This is a genomic window from Bacteroidota bacterium (assembly GCA_036522515.1).
Lineage (GTDB): Bacteria > Bacteroidota > Ignavibacteria > UBA10030 > SZUA-254 > VBOC01.
Genome location: DATDFQ010000015.1, coordinates 199,890 through 217,979, shown reverse-complemented (window position 1 = coordinate 217,979; position 18,090 = coordinate 199,890). Strand labels below are relative to the sequence as shown.

Here is an 18,090-nt window from a genome sequence, read left to right as displayed (position 1 = left end):
AACGGGAGTCTTGTAACATCAATTCATTGGAAGGGGCATATAATGAAGTTTCTTTTCCTGTTGGCAGCGTTGGGAGTGTTCATGGTCAACCCGTCGTTTGGACAGCCCACATTGTCCGGTGTAAAGTTTATCAATTCAACGACCGCAGCCGCGGTCGGATCAGCGGGGACGATTCTCCGCTCGAATGACGGCGGAGTATCCTGGTTCACGCAACCGAGCGGGACCTCGACGTACCTCTTCGCTCTCGCGTACCCGACGGCGACGACCGGAACCGTGGTAGGCGGCGATCCCGTCAGCGGCCTTCAGGCCGTATTTCACACGGCAAATTCGGGTTCGAGCTGGGCATCCCAGCTCACGGGGCTTACCCTCCCGATGCTCGGAGTTTCGTTTTCGGACGCGAATAACGGATTCGCGGTAGGATACGGCGGACATCTCGTCCACACGACCAACGGCGGGGCAACCTGGACGAGCATCGTCACGGGCGTCCTCTCGACGCTCGATAACGTCGCCTGCATCGACGCCAACACCGCAACGGTCGTCGGAGATTACGGGGTCATCATGCGGACCGTCAACGGCGGCGCGACCTGGACACAGCAAACCGGCGCCGGTGGAAACGATTTGTATGGGGTTTGCTTTACAAGCGCTTCGACCGGGACCGCGGTGGGCGTGAACGGCACGATCATCAGGACCGTGGATGGCGGGTCGACCTGGACGAGACAGACGAGCGGTACGACCAATTTTCTGAACGCAGTCTCTTTCGTCGACGCGAATAACGGCTGGGCTGTCGGAAACGCCGGCGTGATCCTTCACACGAATAACGGAGGAAGCAGCTGGAGCAGCCAGAGCCTCGCCATCGCAAACTGGTCGGACGTCTCCTTCATCGATGCGAACACGGGACTGGTGGTGGGCGACCACGGCACCACGATCATCCGTACGGTAAACGGCGGAGCAAGCTGGACGCAGCAAACTGTCGGAAGTCCGCCTCCCCCGCCTCCCCCGGCCCCGCTTCTTGCCTCGCCTGCGAGCGGATCCAGCGGTCAGCCGACGGCGTTGACCCTCTCCTGGAACGCATCTTCGGGCGCCACTTCGTATCATGTGCAGGTTTCGACCAGCTCCACGTTTTCCCCTCTCGTCGCGGATCAAAGCGGTGTGACTTCAACTTCCTACTCGATCAGCGGACTACAGAACGGGACGACATACTACTGGCAGGTCAATGCGTCGAATGCGAACGGTACCAGCGCCTATTCCTCGGCCTGGAATTTCGCGACAGCGGCAAGCCTGCCGCCCCCGCCGGCAGCGCCGGTACTCGCCTCGCCCGCGAGCGGTTCCACGGGCCAGCCGACAGCCTTGACGCTCAGCTGGAACGCATCTTCCGGCGCGACATCGTATCACCTGCAGGTTTCGACGAGCTCCAGCTTTTCGCCCCTCACCGTGGATCAGAACGGTCTGACCGGGACATCCTATTCGGTGAGCGGACTTGCCAACAGCACGACCTATTACTGGCGGGCCAGCGCTTCGAATTCAGGCGGAACGAGCGCGTATTCCACGGCCTGGAATTACACGACCACGGCAAGCCTGCCCCCGCCTCCTGCGGCGCCGGTGCTCGCTTCGCCGGCAAGCGGCTCGGCAAGCCAGCCGACTGCGTTAACGCTCAGCTGGAACGCATCTTCCGGCGCGACTTCGTATCACCTGCAGGTTTCGACGAGCTCCAGCTTCTCTCCCCTCACAGTGGATCAAACCGCTTTGACCGGGACTTCCTATTCGGTGAGCGGATTGGCAAATAGCACGACCTATTACTGGCGTGCCAGCGCCGCGAATTCAGGCGGCGCCAGCGCCTATTCCTCGGCCTGGACCTTTACGACGGCCCCCCCGGCGGTTCAACCCCCGGCGGCGCCGACTCTCTCCGCTCCGGCGTACGGTTCCACCGGCCAGCCGACGGCTCTATCGCTCTCCTGGTATGCCTCCTCCGGCGCGACATCCTATCACTTGCAGGTTTCAACCAGCTCCAGCTTCTCGCCCCTTACCGTGGATCAGAACGGCCTGACAGCGACATCCTACTCGGTGAGCGGGCTCTCGAACAGCACTGTCTACTACTGGCAGGTAAGCGCTTCAAATTCAGGCGGGACGAGCGCCTACTCCGGCGTCTGGAACTTCACGACGACTGCCGCCGCAGTGCAGCCGCCCGCGGCCCCGGGCCTTGCCGCCCCCGCGAACGGGTCGACGAACGAGCCGACCTCCTTTGCGCTGAGCTGGAACGCCTCGTCGGGAGCGACGTCCTATCGTTTGCAGCTTTCCACCAGCTCGACCTATTCCACGCTGGCCGTGGATCAAAGCGGGCTCACCTCGACCTCCTCCACCGTCAGCGGATTGGCGAACAGCACGACCTACTACTGGCGGGTGAACGCGTCGAATTCGGGGGGCACGAGCGCCTGGTCGGGTTCATGGAACTGCACGACGATCGCAGCCGCTCCTCCCGCGCCCATCCTTGCGGCTCCCGGAAACGGCTCGTCGAATCAACCGACGTCGTTAACGTTCAGCTGGAACGCTTCTTCCGGCGCGTCGTCATATCATTTGCAGGCTTCGAAGAATTCCGCTTTTTCGACTCTCGATGTTGACCAGAACGGCTTGACGGGAACCTCCTCCGCCGTGAGCGGCCTCTCGATGAACACGACCTACTACTGGAGGGTCTCCGCGTCGAACGCCGGCGGCACGAGCGCGTACTCGAGCATGGCCAATTTTGCCACCCTCGCGGGAGCCCCCTCGTTCTCCGTCACTCCGGCCAGCTACGACTTCGGGGGGGTCGCGATTGGAGCGAGCGCCACGACCACGGTGGTCGTCACCAACGGCGGGACAGCCACGCTGACGATCAGCAGCATCCAGTCCAACTCGTCTGTCTACACGGTCGGCTCTTCCAGCGCCTCGATCGCGCCGGGGGCCAGCCAGTCGATCCCCATCACGTTCAAGCCGACGGCGAAGAACACGACCGTGAACGCAAGCATCAGCTTTTCCCATAACGCGCCGAATTCTCCCGGAGTCGTCACCGTCACGGGCAAGAACGGCGGAGGAAAATATGTGATCATCTCCTCGCCTTCAAGCATTGCCGGTCCTCTTCCGGGTGAATCCTCCATCGCCCAGAACTACCCGAATCCCTTCAACCCGACCACGACGATCACCTACGCGCTGACCGAGCCGAGCATCGTGAGGCTGAGCGTGTACAACGTTCTCGGGCAGGAAGTCGCGACTCTCGTGGACGGAGCGGTCGGAGCCGGGAACCAGTCTGTCCTCTGGAATTCGTCAAACAGGACGGGGGCGGCGTTGCCGTCCGGCATCTACTTCTACCGGGTCCGGGCGACATCGCTCGCGACGGGGAAGGAGTTTACCAGCGAAACCAGGAGGATGATTCTGATGAAGTAAGCTGACTCCGTCAGCAAGGAATTGAAAAGGGATGGGCCTCCGGGCCCGTCCCTTTTTTTGTGCAATCGCTTTGCGGGGCGCGTTACTCCGTTGCGTCGCACCCCTTCATTTTCTTGAATCGATCGAGCACCGGCGGAAGATTCTCCTTGAGAGTGCGCTTGGGGATAAGCCCGTCCAGGTTCATCTGATGCGCGATCTCCTTGAAGATCCCCTCCTCATGGATCGTCACAAAGACGATTTTCGAATCCGGGGAGATCCTCTTGATGACCTGGACCGCCTCCGGCCCGGCGATCCCCGGCATCGAGATATCCATCAGAATGAGATCGGGCCTCAGGGATTGAGCCAGATTGATGGCGCGTATTCCGTTCCCCGCCTCTCCGACCACGTCGATGTTCCTCTGGCTTTCCAGAAAAGAGCGCAGGTCCGACCGGAACGTGTCGTTATCGTCCGCGATGAGGATCCGCAACGCCCCCGGAGGAGGCTGAAGCTGGCTTTCCAAAGAGGTCATATCGGTGTCGGTGATCATCTCTGCTCTTCGGGACATCTGCTCGTGTTTCCATTCCGGGGGAGAGAGGGGGTACGCACCCGGTCTCGGGCGGCGTGGGGGGAGCGCATCGACGGCGCGTCCACGTCAGCGGGGAGATCTACGCCACCTGTCTATAAAAGTATAAACATTTATGCAGGCTTTGTCAATCGGGTAATCCACGTAGTTCTCCGGTTTACCCTCCCCCGCGCTAAAATTCCATGCCGGAAGGAATAAATCGCCGATCTCGTGGGGTTTTCCGTGGCCTCCGGTGGAAGCGCGACCGCCGGGCGATTGGATGTAGCGCAAATATTCGGTACATTCCCCGACCTACGTATCACGCATCCATCATCAGAGGAGATTTCATGAACGTTCTTCGCCAACTTTGCTGCATTCTCTTCGTCGCCCTGACAGCCGCCTGCGCGACGCGCGCTTATTCGAATACCCCGGGAACACACCGGCTCGACGCCCCGCGGAACTTCTCTTCCAGGACGGCCGGCTCCGGAACCGGCGCTCAGCCATTTCAGGTCAGGAATGGCACAATTTCATTCAGTCCGAGCCAGCTGCCCGGTTTACCTCCGGGGATCAGGAGTACGTCAGGCGCCTCAACTTTCGTCAGGACGTCGCAGCTCCATGAGACCTGGGACACGACCGGAAGCGTGTGGAAAAGCAAGAACAGGCATACTTTTACCCTCGATGGAAGCGGCCACACGACTGTGGACCTTGCGGAGAGCTGGAACGGAAGCGCGTGGGTGAACAATTCGCAAACACTCTACACCTACGACGGGAGCGGGAACCAGACGGAATATCTCTTCCAGTCCTGGAATGGCTCGGCGTGGACCAACGTTTCCCGGTACGACTACACCTGGGACGGCAGCGGACATGTGACATCGTATGCGTACCAGACCTGGAACGGGACGGCATGGGTCAGTGCCATCAGGTTCCTTTACACCTACGACGGGAACGGCAACCCGACCCAATATGAATACGACAGCTGGAACGGGACCGCCTGGGCGGGTATCTTCAGGTATGTTTTCACCTATAACGGAACTGTTCTCGCGAACTATCTCTATCAAACTTGGAACGGATCTGCGTGGGCGGACCTCAACCTGTACACGTTCGCGTACGACGGGCTCAGCCGCGATACGGCAACCGTGACGCAGGTATGGTCCGCGGGCATGTGGATGAATGTCAACAGGCTCGCGAGCACGTATGATGTCGCCGGCAACCTGGCCACGGAGACCTCCCAGAACTGGGCCGGGGCTTCCTGGACGAATGTGAACCGGTTTTCGTATACGTACGACGGGAGCCACAACAACACCGAAGACTTGTACCAAACCTGGAACGGGTCGGCCTGGGTGAACGTGAACAGATACGCCTTCACGTTCGACGGATCGAGCCACGAGACCGAAGAAGTCGACCAGTCGTGGAACGGCACTTCATGGGGGAACGATTACCGCTCCGTCTGGGTCTACGACGGGAGCGGGCACCTGACGCAATCCATGGATCAAACCTGGGATGGATCCGCATGGTCGAACGGGGATCAAGCGCTTTACACGTACGACGGGAACGGGAACCGGACCGTGGAAGTCGACCAGACATGGAACGGCACCGCGTGGATGAACACCCACCGTTATACCACCACCTGGCAGCAGGTTGTCTCCGCGGTTCACGAGGGAAATAACGCGCCGGGAACCTTCAGGCTCTCCGCGAATTACCCCAATCCGTTCAATCCGGAGACCAGGATTTACTTCTCGATTCCAACCGAGGAATACGTCTCGTTAACCGTTCATGATATTATCGGGCGCCAGGTTGCAACGCTCGTCGGGGAGCGGAAGGTGCGGGGCGATTATTCGGTGACATGGAAAGCCGACGGCCAGCCGACCGGCGTCTACTTCTACCGGATCACCGCAGGCGGGCAGGTTCAGACGAGGAAGATGGTGTTGATGAGGTAAGTTCTCCAACGCTCCGATCTGGATTTGAGACCCCGGCTTTGTGCGGCCGGGGTCTTTTTTTGCGCGTCGGCTCCGCCGGGTTTCGGTAGGCGCGACCTTTAGGTCGCGTGCCGTTTAACGCAGGCTAAAGCCCGCGGCTACCAAGCCCGAATCATCGGTCGCGCAACGACCAGGCCCGAGGATTCGGTAGCCGCGACCTTCAGGTCGCGGGCCTTTCGCTGCGGCGAAAAAGCGTACCCCACGCTCTCATTCCTTGATTATTCCACAAGTTTTGACTATCTTTTGTGCGCTCAATCCCCCGAAGGCCTTTCATGCGACCCCCGGCGCCGCGGGGGAGCGCGCATGAGCGGCAGGATTCGATGGTGTCCATAGTTCAGTTTGGTTAGAACGCCAGGTTGTGGCCCTGGAGGTCGTGGGTTCAAGTCCCACTGGACACCCAAGGCGGTTTTTCCGGAATATCGGACCGGAATATTTGGAAAAGAGCGAACACGTCTCACGAAGTCCGGGTCTGAGCGATTGAGTGTTCCCTTCCGTTCTCGGACTCGCCCCCATCGTCTAGAGGCCTAGGACACGAGCTTTTCAAGCTTGTAACACCGGTTCGAATCCGGTTGGGGGCACGATCATCCCGTCCCTGGCGCATGTGAAATGAAGCTGAGACCACTCCATATCGTATGAGAGCCATCATTCCCGTCGCGGGCTTCGGCAGCCGGCTCCGGCCGCACACGTTCACGCTCCCGAAGGTGTTGCTGAACGTCGCCGGCAAACCGATCATCGGGCACATTCTCGATCAGATCATCGCGGCGGGCTTCGACGAAGCCACCTTCATCGTGGGCTACCTCGGAGACATGGTTCGCGACTATGTGAAGTCCCAGTACCGGATCAAAGTCGACTTCGTCGATCAGGACGAGCGGAGGGGCCTGGCGCACGCCGTCTACCTCGCAAAAGACGGGTTCTCATCGGGGCCGTTCCTGATCATCCTCGGGGACACGATCTTTGACGTCGACCTGAAGCCCATCATGTCCGGCACATACACCTCGATCGGAGTGAAGGAGGTGGAAGACCCCCGCCGGTTCGGCATCGCGGAGCTGAAGGACGGGTTTGTGACGAAGCTGACCGAGAAGCCGGAGCACCCCGTGAGCAATCACGCGATCGTCGGGCTCTACTGGATCGACAAGCCCCGTCTCCTGCAGGAGTGCATCGAGGAGCTGATGGCGGCGGACCGGAAGACGAAAGGGGAATTCCAGCTCACCGACGCGCTTCAATTGATGATCGAGCACGGCGAGAAGATACGGACGTTTCCCGTCGAGGGGTGGTACGACTGCGGGAAGCCGGAAACCCTGCTGGCCACGAACAGGCATCTGCTCGGGAAACAGCCCCCGCCCGCCGCCAGGGACGGCGTCGTGATCGTTCCCCCGGTCTACATTTCCCCGAAGGCCAAAATCGTTCACTCCGTCGTCGGGCCGTTTGCCACGGTCGCCGACGGCGCGGCGGTGACCGAATCGATCGTAAGAAACTCCATCATCGGCGAAGGGGCCGAAGTGAACAAATCGCTCCTCGAAGGCTCGATCGTCGGGATCAACGCGGTCGTGCGCGGAACCTTCAATCGCATCAATATCGGAGACTCCTCCGAAATCGACTTTCATTAACCGAAGGGCACCACATGTCTCATCTCTTCACTTCCGAATCGGTCTCCGAGGGGCATCCGGACAAGATTTGCGACCAGATCTCCGACGCGGTCCTGGACGCGCTGCTGGCCGAGGATCCGATGTCCCGCGTGGCATGCGAGACGTTTGTGACCACCGGCCTGGTCCTGATCGGCGGCGAGATCACGACCAAGGCGTACGTGGAGTTTCAGACGCTCGCCCGCAGCGTCATCCGGGAGATCGGGTATACGAAGGCGGAGTACAAGTTCGACGCCGACTCCTGTTCCGTCATCTCGACCGTGCACCAGCAGTCGCCCGACATCGCGATGGGCGTGAACAAGGGCGGCGCGGGCGATCAGGGGATGATGTTCGGATACGCGTGCAACGAAACTCCGGAATACATGCCGATGCCGATCATGTTCGCGCATAAGATCGTCAAGCGCCTCTCCGAGATCAGGAAATCCGAACGGAACGGCCTCATGTCCTACCTCCGGCCCGACGCGAAATCCCAGGTCACCGTCGAATACGAGGGGAGGACCCCCCGCCGGATCCACACGGTGGTCGTCTCGACCCAGCACGACGGCGACGTCTCCCAGAAGCGGATCAGGGAAGATATCATCAGGCATGCGGTGCGGGACGTTCTCCCGGAGGAGCTGATCGACAAGAATACGATTTTTCACGTGAACCCGACGGGGCGGTTTGAAATCGGCGGCCCCCACGGCGACAGCGGCCTGACGGGCCGCAAGATCATCGTCGACACGTACGGGGGGCGGGCGCCCCACGGGGGAGGAGCGTTTTCCGGAAAAGACCCCTCGAAGGTCGACCGGAGCGCGGCATACGCCATCCGCCACATCGCGAAGAACCTTGTCGCGGCGGGTCTCGCCGACGAATGCATGATCCAGATCGCCTATGCGATCGGAATTCCGGAGCCGGTCTCCATCCACGTCAACACCTACGGAACCGGAAAGCTGCCTGACAACGGCATCGCCAAGATCATCATGAAAGAAATAGACCTGTCGCCCGCCAGCATCATCAAGCGGCTCAACCTGCGCCGACCGATCTACCGCAAGACCGCCGCCTACGGGCACTTCGGGCGCACCGGCAGGGAGTTTCCCTGGGAGCAGCTCGACCTGGTGAAAACTCTGCGCAAAGCCCTCCGCTGATAATTACACGCATCATCTTCCACTCATAACCGGGAATAGCATGGATTATAAGAAAGGTCAATTCAAAGTTGCAGATCTGAAGCTGGCAGCCGAAGGGAGGCGCCTGGTCGCATGGGCGGAATCCAGGATGCCTGTGCTGATGGCGCTCAGGGCACAGTACAAGAAAACAAAACCGCTGAAGGGCTACCGCATCGCCGGATGCCTTCACGTGACGAAGGAAACGGCGGTGCTCGTCAGGACATTCGTGGACGCCGGGGCGGAGGTGAGCTGGAGCGGATGCAACCCCCTCTCCACGCAGGACGCGGTGGCCGCGGCGCTCGCCGCCGACGGGGTATCCATCTTCGCCTGGCACGGCATGTCCGTAAAGGATTTTTACTGGTGCATCGAAGAGACGCTGAAGATCAAGCCGAACCTGACTCTCGACGACGGCGCCGACCTGATCTTCACGATCCACAACAAGCATCCGGAATTCGCGGGCAAATATGTCATCGGCGGCACGGAAGAGACGACCACCGGCGTCCACCGCCTCCGCGCGATGGCGAACGACGGCGCGCTCAAATATCCCGTCATGGCGGTGAACGACGCGGAGACGAAATGGGATTTCGACAACGTCTACGGAACGGGGCAGTCGACGCTCGACGGGATTCTCCGGGCGACGAGCGTGCTTCTTGCCGGCAAGAACGTCGTCGTCGCGGGGTACGGGCACTGCGGCAGGGGAGTGGCCTCGCGTGCGAAGGGGCTCGGCGCAAACGTCATCATCACGGAGGTGAAACCGACCGCGGCGCTGAAGGCGACGCTCGACGGCATCCGGGTGATGCCGATGGATCAGGCGGCCCGCATCGGCGACATTTTCATCACCGCCACCGGGGTGAAGGACATCGTCGTCGACCGGCATTTCAAGTCGATGAAGGACGGAGCCATCGTCTGCAACACGGGGCACTACGACTGCGAGGTGAACCTGGCGCATCTGAAGAAGCTCTCGAAATCGGTCAGGGAAATACGGCCGAACAACGAAGAATACCTCCTCAAAAACGGCAGGCGGATCTACGTGCTCGCGAAGGGACGGCTGGTGAACCTCGCGGCCGCCGAAGGGCATCCGTCGGAAGTGATGGACATGTCGTTCGCCAATCAGTTCATGGCCCAGCTTCGGCTCGTGAGCCTGCACAAGCAGGGGAAAAAGCTGAAGAACCAGGTCTACGATATTCCCGCCGAGCAGGACCAGGAAATCGCGGTGGTGAAGCTGAGGACCATGGGGCACAGCATCGACAAACTCACTGCGGAGCAGAAGCGGTACGCGGAGGATTACAGCTCGGGCACCTGATCTGCATGATCGCCGTGGTTCTTCCGAAGGGTGATCTGACGATCACCCTTCTTTTTTTCTGCCCGGCGGCACTGCCCTTCGCACGGGAAAGCTCACTTTGCGATCATTCCCCGGAGGTCGTCCTGGCGCTCGCGGATCAGGGCGAGGGCGGAGTTTTTCGCCAGGCTCCACGTGCGCCAGTCTTCCTGCTCGCGGCGGAGGCATTCCTCGAGAAGGTACCGGGCGATGACTTTGCGATCCTCAGTCTTGTAGGAAGGGAGGGCCTGAATCATCTCCGGCACGGCGTCGAGGCTGAGCGAGGTGAGATACTTCGGATCGAACCGCTTTCCTTCCGACGACCGCGCCGAATTGATGCGAACGATGAGACTGTCGGGGTTTGCCAGGTGGAGGCAAAGGAGCGCCGCGAATCCCAGGAGAACGGCGCCCGTCGTGAACCGCTCGCGCCGCCCGCGAAGGACGGTCAGGCAGAACCATGCGAGGACGGCTGCGAGCCAGGCCATGAAGACGCCCGCGTAGATCCGCTGCTCCGTGACGCCGAACTCACGCCCGTAGAGGACGAGGCGATGAGCCGCCGAAGCCATCACCACGAGCACAAGGAGGATGAGCAGCGCCGCCATCCACCGGAAGATCGATTCGTGGGACGGCCGCTCCTTCCGCAAGAGCCAGTGGCCGCCCAGGAGGAGGGGGAGCGTGAGCGCGCCGGCGGCAATGAGTTCGAAGAAGCCCCGCCGCGCGTACTCCGCCAGCGTCAGATCGGGCGTGGACGACACCACATGCGCGCCGCCGAAGAGATACCCCATCTGCACGATCACGAACGTCAGGAAGAGGAGATTGAGCGAGCCGAGGACAAGCGCCACTTCGGTGATCCCGAGCGATGCGCGGGCGGGCATGGCAAAGGACTCGATCCGGAGCTCCGACCGCACGAAGACCCTCCGCAGGTAGCCTGCCGCGATCCAGGAGAAAAATCCCGTAAAAAAGAGGTGGAGGAAAAGGGAAGCCAGATCGATATCGAAGATCGTGTTGATAAAGTTCTCGAATGCCGCATCGGCGGAGACGAAGAGGGCTCCGAACACGACAAGGATCGGGAGCGCGATCGCCAGGCCGCGGGCGAGGGAGAAGAGACGCGCTGAGCGGGCGGTTTGCCCGATGCCGCTCCAGTCGATGTCCCGGGCGAGAAGGAAAATGGGCCCCACGAAACAGCTGAGGCCGATCGCCACAAGCTCGAACAGGTACTCCATAAAGCTCAGCACCCGCAGAGTCGGTCCTGGGCGGCCGGCGCTGAGGAGGGCCAGCGCCCCGGCGATTCCGGCGACGTTCAGAAGCTTCAGGGGGATGGAATCATGCCAGGCGAAAAGCAGGGCGAACCCTGCGACGACTCCCGGGAGCCACCGGCGCCGGGCGGCGCCCCCGGACCCTGGGAGCGAGAGCCAGAGGATAAGCGCGAGCAATCCCGCCCAGATCGCTGCATTGAGTCCCCACGGCCCGGCGCGAAGGAGCTGGTCTCCCAGCAGGCCGAGGACAAGCGCCGCAGCGGCGATGAGTTTTCCGGGTTTGACCTGTTCCTCTGTCACGGCCGTTCCTCTCTCTATTCGTGGGCGTTCCTGATCAGCTGCTCGAGGGCGTCGAGATGTACGCCGAACGCCCGCCTCCCCATGGCCGTCGCCACATACGTGGTGAGCGGTTTCTTTCCCTTAAACTCCTTCCGCACGGCGACGTAGCGGTTTTTTTCAAGCGCCGTCATGTGGGTCGAGAGATTCCCGTCCGTCAGGTTCAGCATCAGCTTCATCGCGTTGAACTCGACGGATTCGTTCACCACGAGAATCGACATGATCGCAAGCCTGGTGCGATTCTCGAACATCCTGTTGAAATGTTCCAGAATCTCTTTCACTTCTCGTACTTCACGTACATGAGAATGCCGTACACGATGTGCAGGGCGCCAAAACCCGCCGCCCACAGAAGGAGCCATGCATCGGCAAAAAACAGGCCGGTCAGGCCGAGCACGATTTCGGCGATGCCGAGATATTGAATCTCGCGCACCGTGTACTTCGAGCAGTTCAGGAGCGCAAGCCCGTAAAAAACGAGGGTAAACGGCCCGATGCCCATGACCCATCCCCGGCTCCATGCCGCGAGGCACACGACCCCGCCCGCGGCCAGGGGGATTAGGAGGGCGGCGAGCAGGTATTTCGTCATTCCCGACCAGACGGGGTGGCCGATCTTCTTCGCCATTCGCGTGGTGAAGAAGATCGCGAGGCCGATCGCCGCGATCAGGACGATCCCCGCGTCGCATGCGAGGAAGAGAGCGGTTTCGGCGCTCCCGCCCCGGCCCTCCGGAAGACCGAGTTTCCAATATGCCGCCGCCGCTCCCGCCAGGGCCGCCGCGCCCGCGCTCACTCCCGCCAATCCGCTCAGTGAGAGGAACTTTGAGGACCGCTCCATCATCGTCCGGATTTCAGAAAGATCTTTCAGGGGGCCATCGATCTGGTTCATGCGATTCAACCTCGCCGTCTATGCGTTATTACTTGGAATTAGAGAGTACTTTGTAGTACAAAGTTAATGAACCGATTCATCAAAGTCAAGTGTATTCGGGAAGGGGGAGCGTCCACCGATGCCTCGGGTTTGGTAGCCGCAGGCTTTAGCCTGCGTTAAACGTCACGCGAAACTCACCCCGAAACGCCGGGCTTGTCGCTCCTGAGGATTTTCTTGTGCACTTCGTCGTGGCCTTCGATCGGCTCGAGATGGCTGATGATCTCCAGGCGGTTCGGAAACGCCTTGTGCATCGCCTCCTCGATCAGGGTGGCGCGCTCGTGGGCCTTGGCGATCGTGAGGTCGTCGGGGAAGAGAAGGTGGAACTCGACCAGAAGCCGGTTTCCGGCGTTCCGGTACCGCAAGCCGTGGAACTCGATCTGAAGCCGCGCAGTCTCGATCTGGAGGATTGATTTCAGGTCCTTCTCCGTCTCCGGATCGATTTCGTCCATCAGCCCCTTGATCGAGCGCCGGAGGAGGTTCCCGCCGGTCCAGAGGATGTTCGCCCCCACGATGATCGCGAGAATCGGGTCGAAGGGGAGCCAGCCCGTCGCGAGCACCAGGAGGAGGCCGACGATCACGCCGAGGCTCGTCCAGCTGTCGGTGAGGACATGCTTGCCGTTCGCCTCGAGAACGATGGAGTTGTGCTTTTTCCCCTGCCGGACCAGGTACCAGCCCAGACCTCCGTTGACCGCTGTCGCGACGACGATAAAGAGGGTTCCGGTGTCGAGATTCCGGATCGAGAGGCCGGTCAACCATTCGTGCACCGCCTCATAGATGATGTAAAGCGCAGCAAGGACGATCATGAGGCCTTCGAAGCCCGCCGAGAAAAATCCGATGCGGTCGTGCCCGTAGGGATGCGCCTCGTCGGCGGGCTTCATGCTCAGCATCAGGCTGTAAGCCGCGAACGAGACGGCGATGACGTGGACCACCGACTCCGCGGCGTCGGAGAGGATCGCGGTCGAGCCCGTGATCACGTAGGCGTACATCTTGATGACCAGCATGAAGAATCCGATGAGGAGCGAGAGGCGCATCGCGGACTTCATCTGCCTGATGTCGCCGGACGAGTACGGGGCCGGGCGTTCGAGGGCCTCGTCCATCCCAACCCCGGATACCCTGATCTTTTCTGTCTGGTTCGCGCTCATTTATGAACCCCGAGGGGATGCTCGAGCAACCGCGAGACGACCGCGGGGTCCGAGGAGGGAAGCTGGCAGGCGTAGTTCTCGCAGATGTACGCCGTCGCCTTCCCCGGCTCCGGTTTGATCCCCGAGATGAAGGGAAGGTAGGAGGCGAGTTCCCGTTGATCCGTTCCCCCGTCCGCGAGCAGGAGAACCCGGACCGGCACAAAATGCGAATGAACTTCGGCGAGCAGGCGCTTCGTTTCCTCTCCGCCCCAGTCTCCCGCGATCACGATTTCCTTCGGGGTCGCGAGGCTCCAATCGAGCGCAACGAGCATCTCGGGCAGGGCTTCGGGCGTGGCGCGGATCCTCGCTCCGAACGCCGCGATCGTCTTCTCGGCCCTCGAGCGCAAATCCTTGCTGTCGGTCATCTGCGCCAGACGAAGGAGGTTGAGCGCCGCGATCGAGTTTCCGGAGGGCTCCGCGCCGTCATAATCCTCCCTGGTCCGGATCAGGACCGTCGGATCCTTACCCGAGCCGTCGAAATAGCCCCCGCGGTCGGAGTCCCAGAAAAGCTCGTTCTGCTTGTCCGTGAGCGTGATCGCTGACCTGAACCATCGCATGTCGAAGGATGCTTCATACAGGTCGAGCAGTCCTCTGACAAGAAAAGCGTAGTCCTGCAGTGTTCCCTCGAACCGCGCCTCCCCGTCGCGGTAGCGGCGGCGGAGAGTCCCCGTCTTTCCGTCGTAGAGCTTTGACATCGCAAAATCCGCGGCGCGGCCGGCCAAGGCGAGGTCCTTCTCGTCATGCAGGACCTGGTAGGCTTTCGAAAAAGCGGAGATCATCATTCCGTTCCAGGCCGTGATGACCTTGTCGTCGAGCTGCGGTCTCGGACGTTTTGAGCGAGCGGCGGAAAGAGTCGCCCTCATCCGGGAGAGGAGAAGGGAGACCTCCCGCGGTTCTTTTCCGAACTTTGAGCCCGTTTCCGCGATCGTGTGGGCGGCGTAGAGAATATTCCGGTTGGTGAACGCATGGAGAGGGTCTTCGGGGGCGTTACCGGAGTCGAGGACCCCGTAATGATATTTGAAGATCGCCTCGTTCTCTTTCCCGAGGAGATTCCCGATCTCTCCGCTCGTCCAGAGATAGAAGGCGCCTTCCTCCTTCGAATCCGGTTTGGAAGGGTCGGGCGCGCTCTCCGCATCCTCGGCCGAATAAAAACCGCCTTCGCCGCCCGTCAGATTGCCCGCCACATAGTCGAGGACGTCTCGCGCGACGGAGGAGTAGGTCTCGTCGTGCGTTATCTGGAAAGCCTCGAGGCAGGAGATGGCGATCCCCGCCTGGTCGTAGAGCATTTTCTCGAAATGAGGCACGCGCCACTCACCGTCCACGGAGTAGCGGTGAAATCCGCCTCCCACATGGTCGTGGACTCCTCCGTCCGCCATTTTCCGGAGGGTGGTCAGCACCATCCCGAGCGCGGAATCCTTCCCGGTCAGGCGGTAATAGCGAAGGAGAAAATCGAATACGACGGGCCTCGGAAATTTTGGGCCGGAGCCGAACCCCCCGTTCCCGGAGTCGTAGCCCTGAGCGATCGATTCGAAGCCGGCGTGGAGCGCGGATTCGCCGACGGGGGAGCTTGAGCCGCTCACCGAGCTTCTGAGATACTCTCCGATCTGCTTGCTCGATTCGAGAATCCGGGATCGGTCGGTCTCCCAGAGGTGGCTGATGCGCTGCACGAGTTCCGGAAATCCCGGACGGCCGTGCTGCGGCGTGGGGGGGATGTAGGTTGCGCCGAAAAAAGGGGTCCGGTCCGCTCCCATGAAGACGGACATCGGCCAGCCGCCCCCTCCGGTCATGGCCTGCACGGCGGTCATATAGACACGGTCGATGTCCGGACGCTCCTCGCGGTCGACTTTGATGCAAACGAGCTTTTCGTTCATGAGCCGTGCGATCGCCGTGTCCTCGAAGACCTCACGCTCCATGACGTGGCACCAGTAGCAGGTCGAGTACCCCACGGAGAGGAAAATAGGTTTGTCTTCCCGGCGGGCTTTCTCAAAGGCCTCGTCTCCCCAGGGGTACCAATCGACGGGGTTAAAGGCATGTTGAAGAAGGTAGGGGCTCTTCTCGTGGATCAGGCGATTCGGATTCTTTCCTTCTTTCAAGTGCCGCCGGATGGATGGTGAAAGGCTGTCTCTTGCGGTTGTCTGCCGGGCGATCCCGCCGGGGCCCGCCGCGGTCGGAAACGCCGAGTAAAATCCCGCCGCCGCCGAGACGATCAAGACCGTGGCGCCGATGATCCGGGGTTTCCACGGCTTGCTCAAGCGCGGCCCGGGCCGGGGTCCGCGCCCCCTGGCGTGACAACATGTGAGGCGGTTAAGGGTGATCCGCCGGAATGGTGGAGCTGATCGGGATCGAACCGACGGCCTCCTCGTTGCGAACGAGGCGCTCTCCCAGCTGAGCTACAGCCCCATCTGAATCTGTCGTGTGGCGTACACCAAAAGTTACGAAAGAATTCACGCCGAAGCAAGAGAGGCCGTCACTCTCCGAGCATGAGCTCCTGGATGTACTTCACACTGGGAGATCCGTGGTTCAGGAAGTCTTCGTGGAACTTTTTCAGGGAAAACGCCTCTCCCATCTTCTTCTTATATGCCTCGCGCAGGTCCCATATTTCCTGAAATCCCACGAAGTAGGTCGAGAGTTGCGCGGAGGTCAGGTTTGCGCGGCGCCACTTCCCGGCGGCTTCGCGTTCCTCCTGAAAACCCTGTTTCGTCAGCAACCCCATCATTTCCGCCTGCGTCATCCCGTAGGCGTGGATCTTCTGATCGATGATGGAGTTCAGGACCACCCTGACGTACCACTTCAGGTTGATGAGCTTCATCCGGGGGTCGCCGTCCATGTACCCCGCCTCGACCATCATGCGCTCCGCATAGACGGCCCAGCCTTCGACCATCGATCCGCTTCCGAAGACGTTCCGGATGATGGAGGGGCACCGGTTCGCAAAGTAACCCTGGACATAGTGTCCCGGCACCCCCTCATGGATGCTCAGGTCGCGGATCGACCAGCTGTTATACTCCCGCAGGTACGATTCGACCTGCTCGGGGGTCCACTCGGGCGGAATGGGGGTGACATTGTAAAACGATTTGAGATTCTTTTCCAGCGGTCCGGGAGACTCCATGGAGGCGACTGCAACCCCCCGTTCGTACTCGGGGGTTTCGCGTATGACGAGCGGCTGTTTCGCGTCGAGCGTGAGGAGATCCTTCTTCGTCACGAACTCCTCGAGCTCCGGTATGATCTTCTTGATCACGTCCATCAGCTCTTCTTTTTTGGGATGATCGAGCACGATCTTGTCGAGCACTTTCTTGATCACCTCGATCGTGTCTTTTCCGGCTGCCGCCTCGCCGTAGTACTCCTTGTAGAGCGGGGCCGCAAGCGCATACATCTCCCCGTGGACCCGGACGTTTTCGGATTCGGCCCGCTGCAGAAGCTCGGCGGGAGTGATTTTGGATTTCAGCGCGTGCGAGAGCTTCTTCTCGTAGAGATCCTTTCCCAGCCGGAAATCCCTCGTGGCTCGCGGCTTCAGATCGGTCTCCAGCCATTTCCCGAACTCCTCGAGGGCGGCGACCGCCTTTGCCGACGCGCCGGCCACCTCCGACTGGATCTCGGGCGAAGCGTCCTTCGCGGCTTTGGTCAGTTCGTCTTTGTACAGGCTGATGTTTCCCTGGTTCTGGCTGATGGCGGTTTGCACATGAATCAGCGGGGCATTCTTGAGGTTCGCCTTCGCCTGGTCCAGAAACCTCGAGACCTGCGTCGCCCGGGCCGCGGCGTTCTTCAGGCGCTGGTCGAGCGGCGCGAATTCCTGGTAGATCAGGGAGGCGATCGCGTTCCCGAGAGCTCCCGTGTAGACCATCGGGTTCCATTCATATTCCCGCAGCTCCTCGAATCCGAAAAGGTTCTCGTCGATGCTTTCCGTGAGAATTCTGCAGTCGATGCCCTTGTCCTTCGACATCCCGGCCGGATCGAGCCGTTCGAGGTGCGACTTGAACGACTTCAGCCGCGCGACCTCCTTGTCGACCGCGGCGGGACCGACGTCGTCGAGGACGTTGTCGTAGTCGTGGACGCCGATGCCCGTCGCCGAGATCGGATTCGCGGCGAAATAGCCCTTGAGAAAGTCGGCCGTCATCTCGTCGGACAGCTGGTCGTCACTCTGGGCGAAGGCATGAACCGCCGGAAGAACGAGGGAAAAGGCGAGGCAAATCGCCGATAAGAGTCGCATAACGGGTTCCTGTTGAAGTGAGTTGGGGGTTTGAAAGCGGCTTGAATATAGCGAGATTGGCGCACCTTTGCAAGCCCGCGACCTGAAGGTCGCGGCTACCGATGCCTCCGGGTTGGTAGCCGCAGCCTTTAGGCTGCGGGCGCGCGACCTTTAGGTCGCG

Annotated in this window: 12 protein-coding genes and 3 tRNA genes; 7 read left to right on the top strand and 8 right to left on the bottom strand. The window is 60.9% G+C overall.

Features of this window, described 5'->3' with window-relative positions; translation table 11 throughout:
* The first annotated feature begins 42 nt into the window (after positions 1-42).
* Positions 43-3,414, top strand: a complete 3,372-nt coding sequence (locus VI215_02485; GenBank protein HEY6191172.1) for a fibronectin type III domain-containing protein — start codon at positions 43-45, stop codon at positions 3,412-3,414.
* Between the two features lie 82 nt (positions 3,415-3,496).
* Here VI215_02485 and VI215_02480 read toward each other — a convergent pair whose 3' ends face one another.
* Positions 3,497-3,958, bottom strand: a complete 462-nt coding sequence (locus VI215_02480) for a response regulator transcription factor (protein ID HEY6191171.1) — start codon at positions 3,956-3,958, stop codon at positions 3,497-3,499.
* Between the two features lie 344 nt (positions 3,959-4,302).
* Between VI215_02480 and VI215_02475 the strand changes: the two genes are divergently transcribed.
* The 6 genes from VI215_02475 to VI215_02450 all read left to right on the top strand — a co-directional run bounded on the left by VI215_02475 (position 4,303) and on the right by VI215_02450 (position 10,019).
* Positions 4,303-5,892, top strand: coding sequence for a T9SS type A sorting domain-containing protein (locus tag VI215_02475; GenBank protein HEY6191170.1), 1,590 nt, complete (start codon positions 4,303-4,305; stop codon positions 5,890-5,892).
* A 362-nt stretch (positions 5,893-6,254) separates the two neighbouring features.
* Positions 6,255-6,329: transfer RNA gene (locus tag VI215_02470), tRNA-His, on the top strand.
* Positions 6,330-6,436: 107 nt separating this feature from the next.
* Positions 6,437-6,509: transfer RNA gene (locus tag VI215_02465), tRNA-Glu, on the top strand.
* A 54-nt stretch (positions 6,510-6,563) separates the two neighbouring features.
* The gene (locus VI215_02460; GenBank protein ID HEY6191169.1) at positions 6,564-7,538 is read left to right on the top strand and encodes a sugar phosphate nucleotidyltransferase; all 975 of its coding nucleotides are present in this window, start codon (positions 6,564-6,566) and stop codon (positions 7,536-7,538) included.
* A 14-nt stretch (positions 7,539-7,552) separates the two neighbouring features.
* Positions 7,553-8,698: a methionine adenosyltransferase gene (gene metK, locus VI215_02455; protein HEY6191168.1), complete on the top strand. Its 1,146-nt coding sequence runs from the start codon at positions 7,553-7,555 to the stop codon at positions 8,696-8,698.
* 40 nt (positions 8,699-8,738) lie between these two features.
* Positions 8,739-10,019, top strand: a complete 1,281-nt coding sequence (locus VI215_02450) for an adenosylhomocysteinase (protein ID HEY6191167.1) — start codon at positions 8,739-8,741, stop codon at positions 10,017-10,019.
* A 92-nt stretch (positions 10,020-10,111) separates the two neighbouring features.
* Here the strand turns inward: VI215_02450 and VI215_02445 are convergent, their stop codons facing one another.
* From VI215_02445 to VI215_02415, 7 genes are all read right to left on the bottom strand, one after another.
* Positions 10,112-11,590 carry a DUF4173 domain-containing protein gene (locus VI215_02445; protein HEY6191166.1) on the bottom strand — a complete coding sequence of 493 codons (1,479 nt, stop codon included), beginning with the start codon at positions 11,588-11,590 and terminating at the stop codon, positions 10,112-10,114.
* A gap of 14 nt (positions 11,591-11,604) precedes the next feature.
* Entirely contained in the window at positions 11,605-11,907 is a 303-nt protein-coding gene (locus VI215_02440; GenBank protein HEY6191165.1) for a transcriptional regulator, read from the bottom strand.
* Positions 11,904-12,506 carry a hypothetical protein gene (locus tag VI215_02435; GenBank protein ID HEY6191164.1) on the bottom strand — a complete coding sequence of 201 codons (603 nt, stop codon included), beginning with the start codon at positions 12,504-12,506 and terminating at the stop codon, positions 11,904-11,906. The genes VI215_02440 and VI215_02435 overlap by 4 nt, the downstream gene beginning before the upstream one ends.
* A gap of 173 nt (positions 12,507-12,679) precedes the next feature.
* The gene (locus VI215_02430) at positions 12,680-13,687 is read right to left on the bottom strand and encodes a cation diffusion facilitator family transporter (GenBank protein ID HEY6191163.1); all 1,008 of its coding nucleotides are present in this window, start codon (positions 13,685-13,687) and stop codon (positions 12,680-12,682) included.
* Positions 13,684-15,978: a thioredoxin domain-containing protein gene (locus VI215_02425; GenBank protein HEY6191162.1), complete on the bottom strand. Its 2,295-nt coding sequence runs from the start codon at positions 15,976-15,978 to the stop codon at positions 13,684-13,686. Before VI215_02425 ends, VI215_02430 begins: the two co-directional genes overlap by 4 nt.
* Positions 15,979-16,050: 72 nt before the next feature.
* Positions 16,051-16,126 (bottom strand) — tRNA-Ala (locus VI215_02420).
* 67 nt (positions 16,127-16,193) lie between these two features.
* Complete coding sequence (locus tag VI215_02415) at positions 16,194-17,930, bottom strand: DUF885 domain-containing protein (protein ID HEY6191161.1); 1,737 nt, start codon at positions 17,928-17,930, stop codon at positions 16,194-16,196.
* Positions 17,931-18,090 lie beyond the last annotated feature (160 nt).

What these genes read in the sequence shown, in the direction of transcription:
- VI215_02430 (HEY6191163.1), bottom strand. Translation starts at nt 13,687, where the DNA reads ATGAGCGCGAACCAGACAGAAAAGATCAGGGTATCCGGGGTTGGGATG.
- VI215_02415 (HEY6191161.1), bottom strand. Translation starts at nt 17,930, where the DNA reads ATGCGACTCTTATCGGCGATTTGCCTCGCCTTTTCCCTCGTTCTTCCG.
- VI215_02480 (HEY6191171.1), bottom strand. Translation starts at nt 3,958, where the DNA reads ATGTCCCGAAGAGCAGAGATGATCACCGACACCGATATGACCTCTTTG.
- VI215_02475 (HEY6191170.1), top strand. Translation starts at nt 4,303, where the DNA reads ATGAACGTTCTTCGCCAACTTTGCTGCATTCTCTTCGTCGCCCTGACA.
- VI215_02485 (HEY6191172.1), top strand. Translation starts at nt 43, where the DNA reads ATGAAGTTTCTTTTCCTGTTGGCAGCGTTGGGAGTGTTCATGGTCAAC.
- VI215_02460 (HEY6191169.1), top strand. Translation starts at nt 6,564, where the DNA reads ATGAGAGCCATCATTCCCGTCGCGGGCTTCGGCAGCCGGCTCCGGCCG.
- VI215_02450 (HEY6191167.1), top strand. Translation starts at nt 8,739, where the DNA reads ATGGATTATAAGAAAGGTCAATTCAAAGTTGCAGATCTGAAGCTGGCA.
- VI215_02435 (HEY6191164.1), bottom strand. Translation starts at nt 12,506, where the DNA reads ATGAACCAGATCGATGGCCCCCTGAAAGATCTTTCTGAAATCCGGACG.
- metK (HEY6191168.1), top strand. Translation starts at nt 7,553, where the DNA reads ATGTCTCATCTCTTCACTTCCGAATCGGTCTCCGAGGGGCATCCGGAC.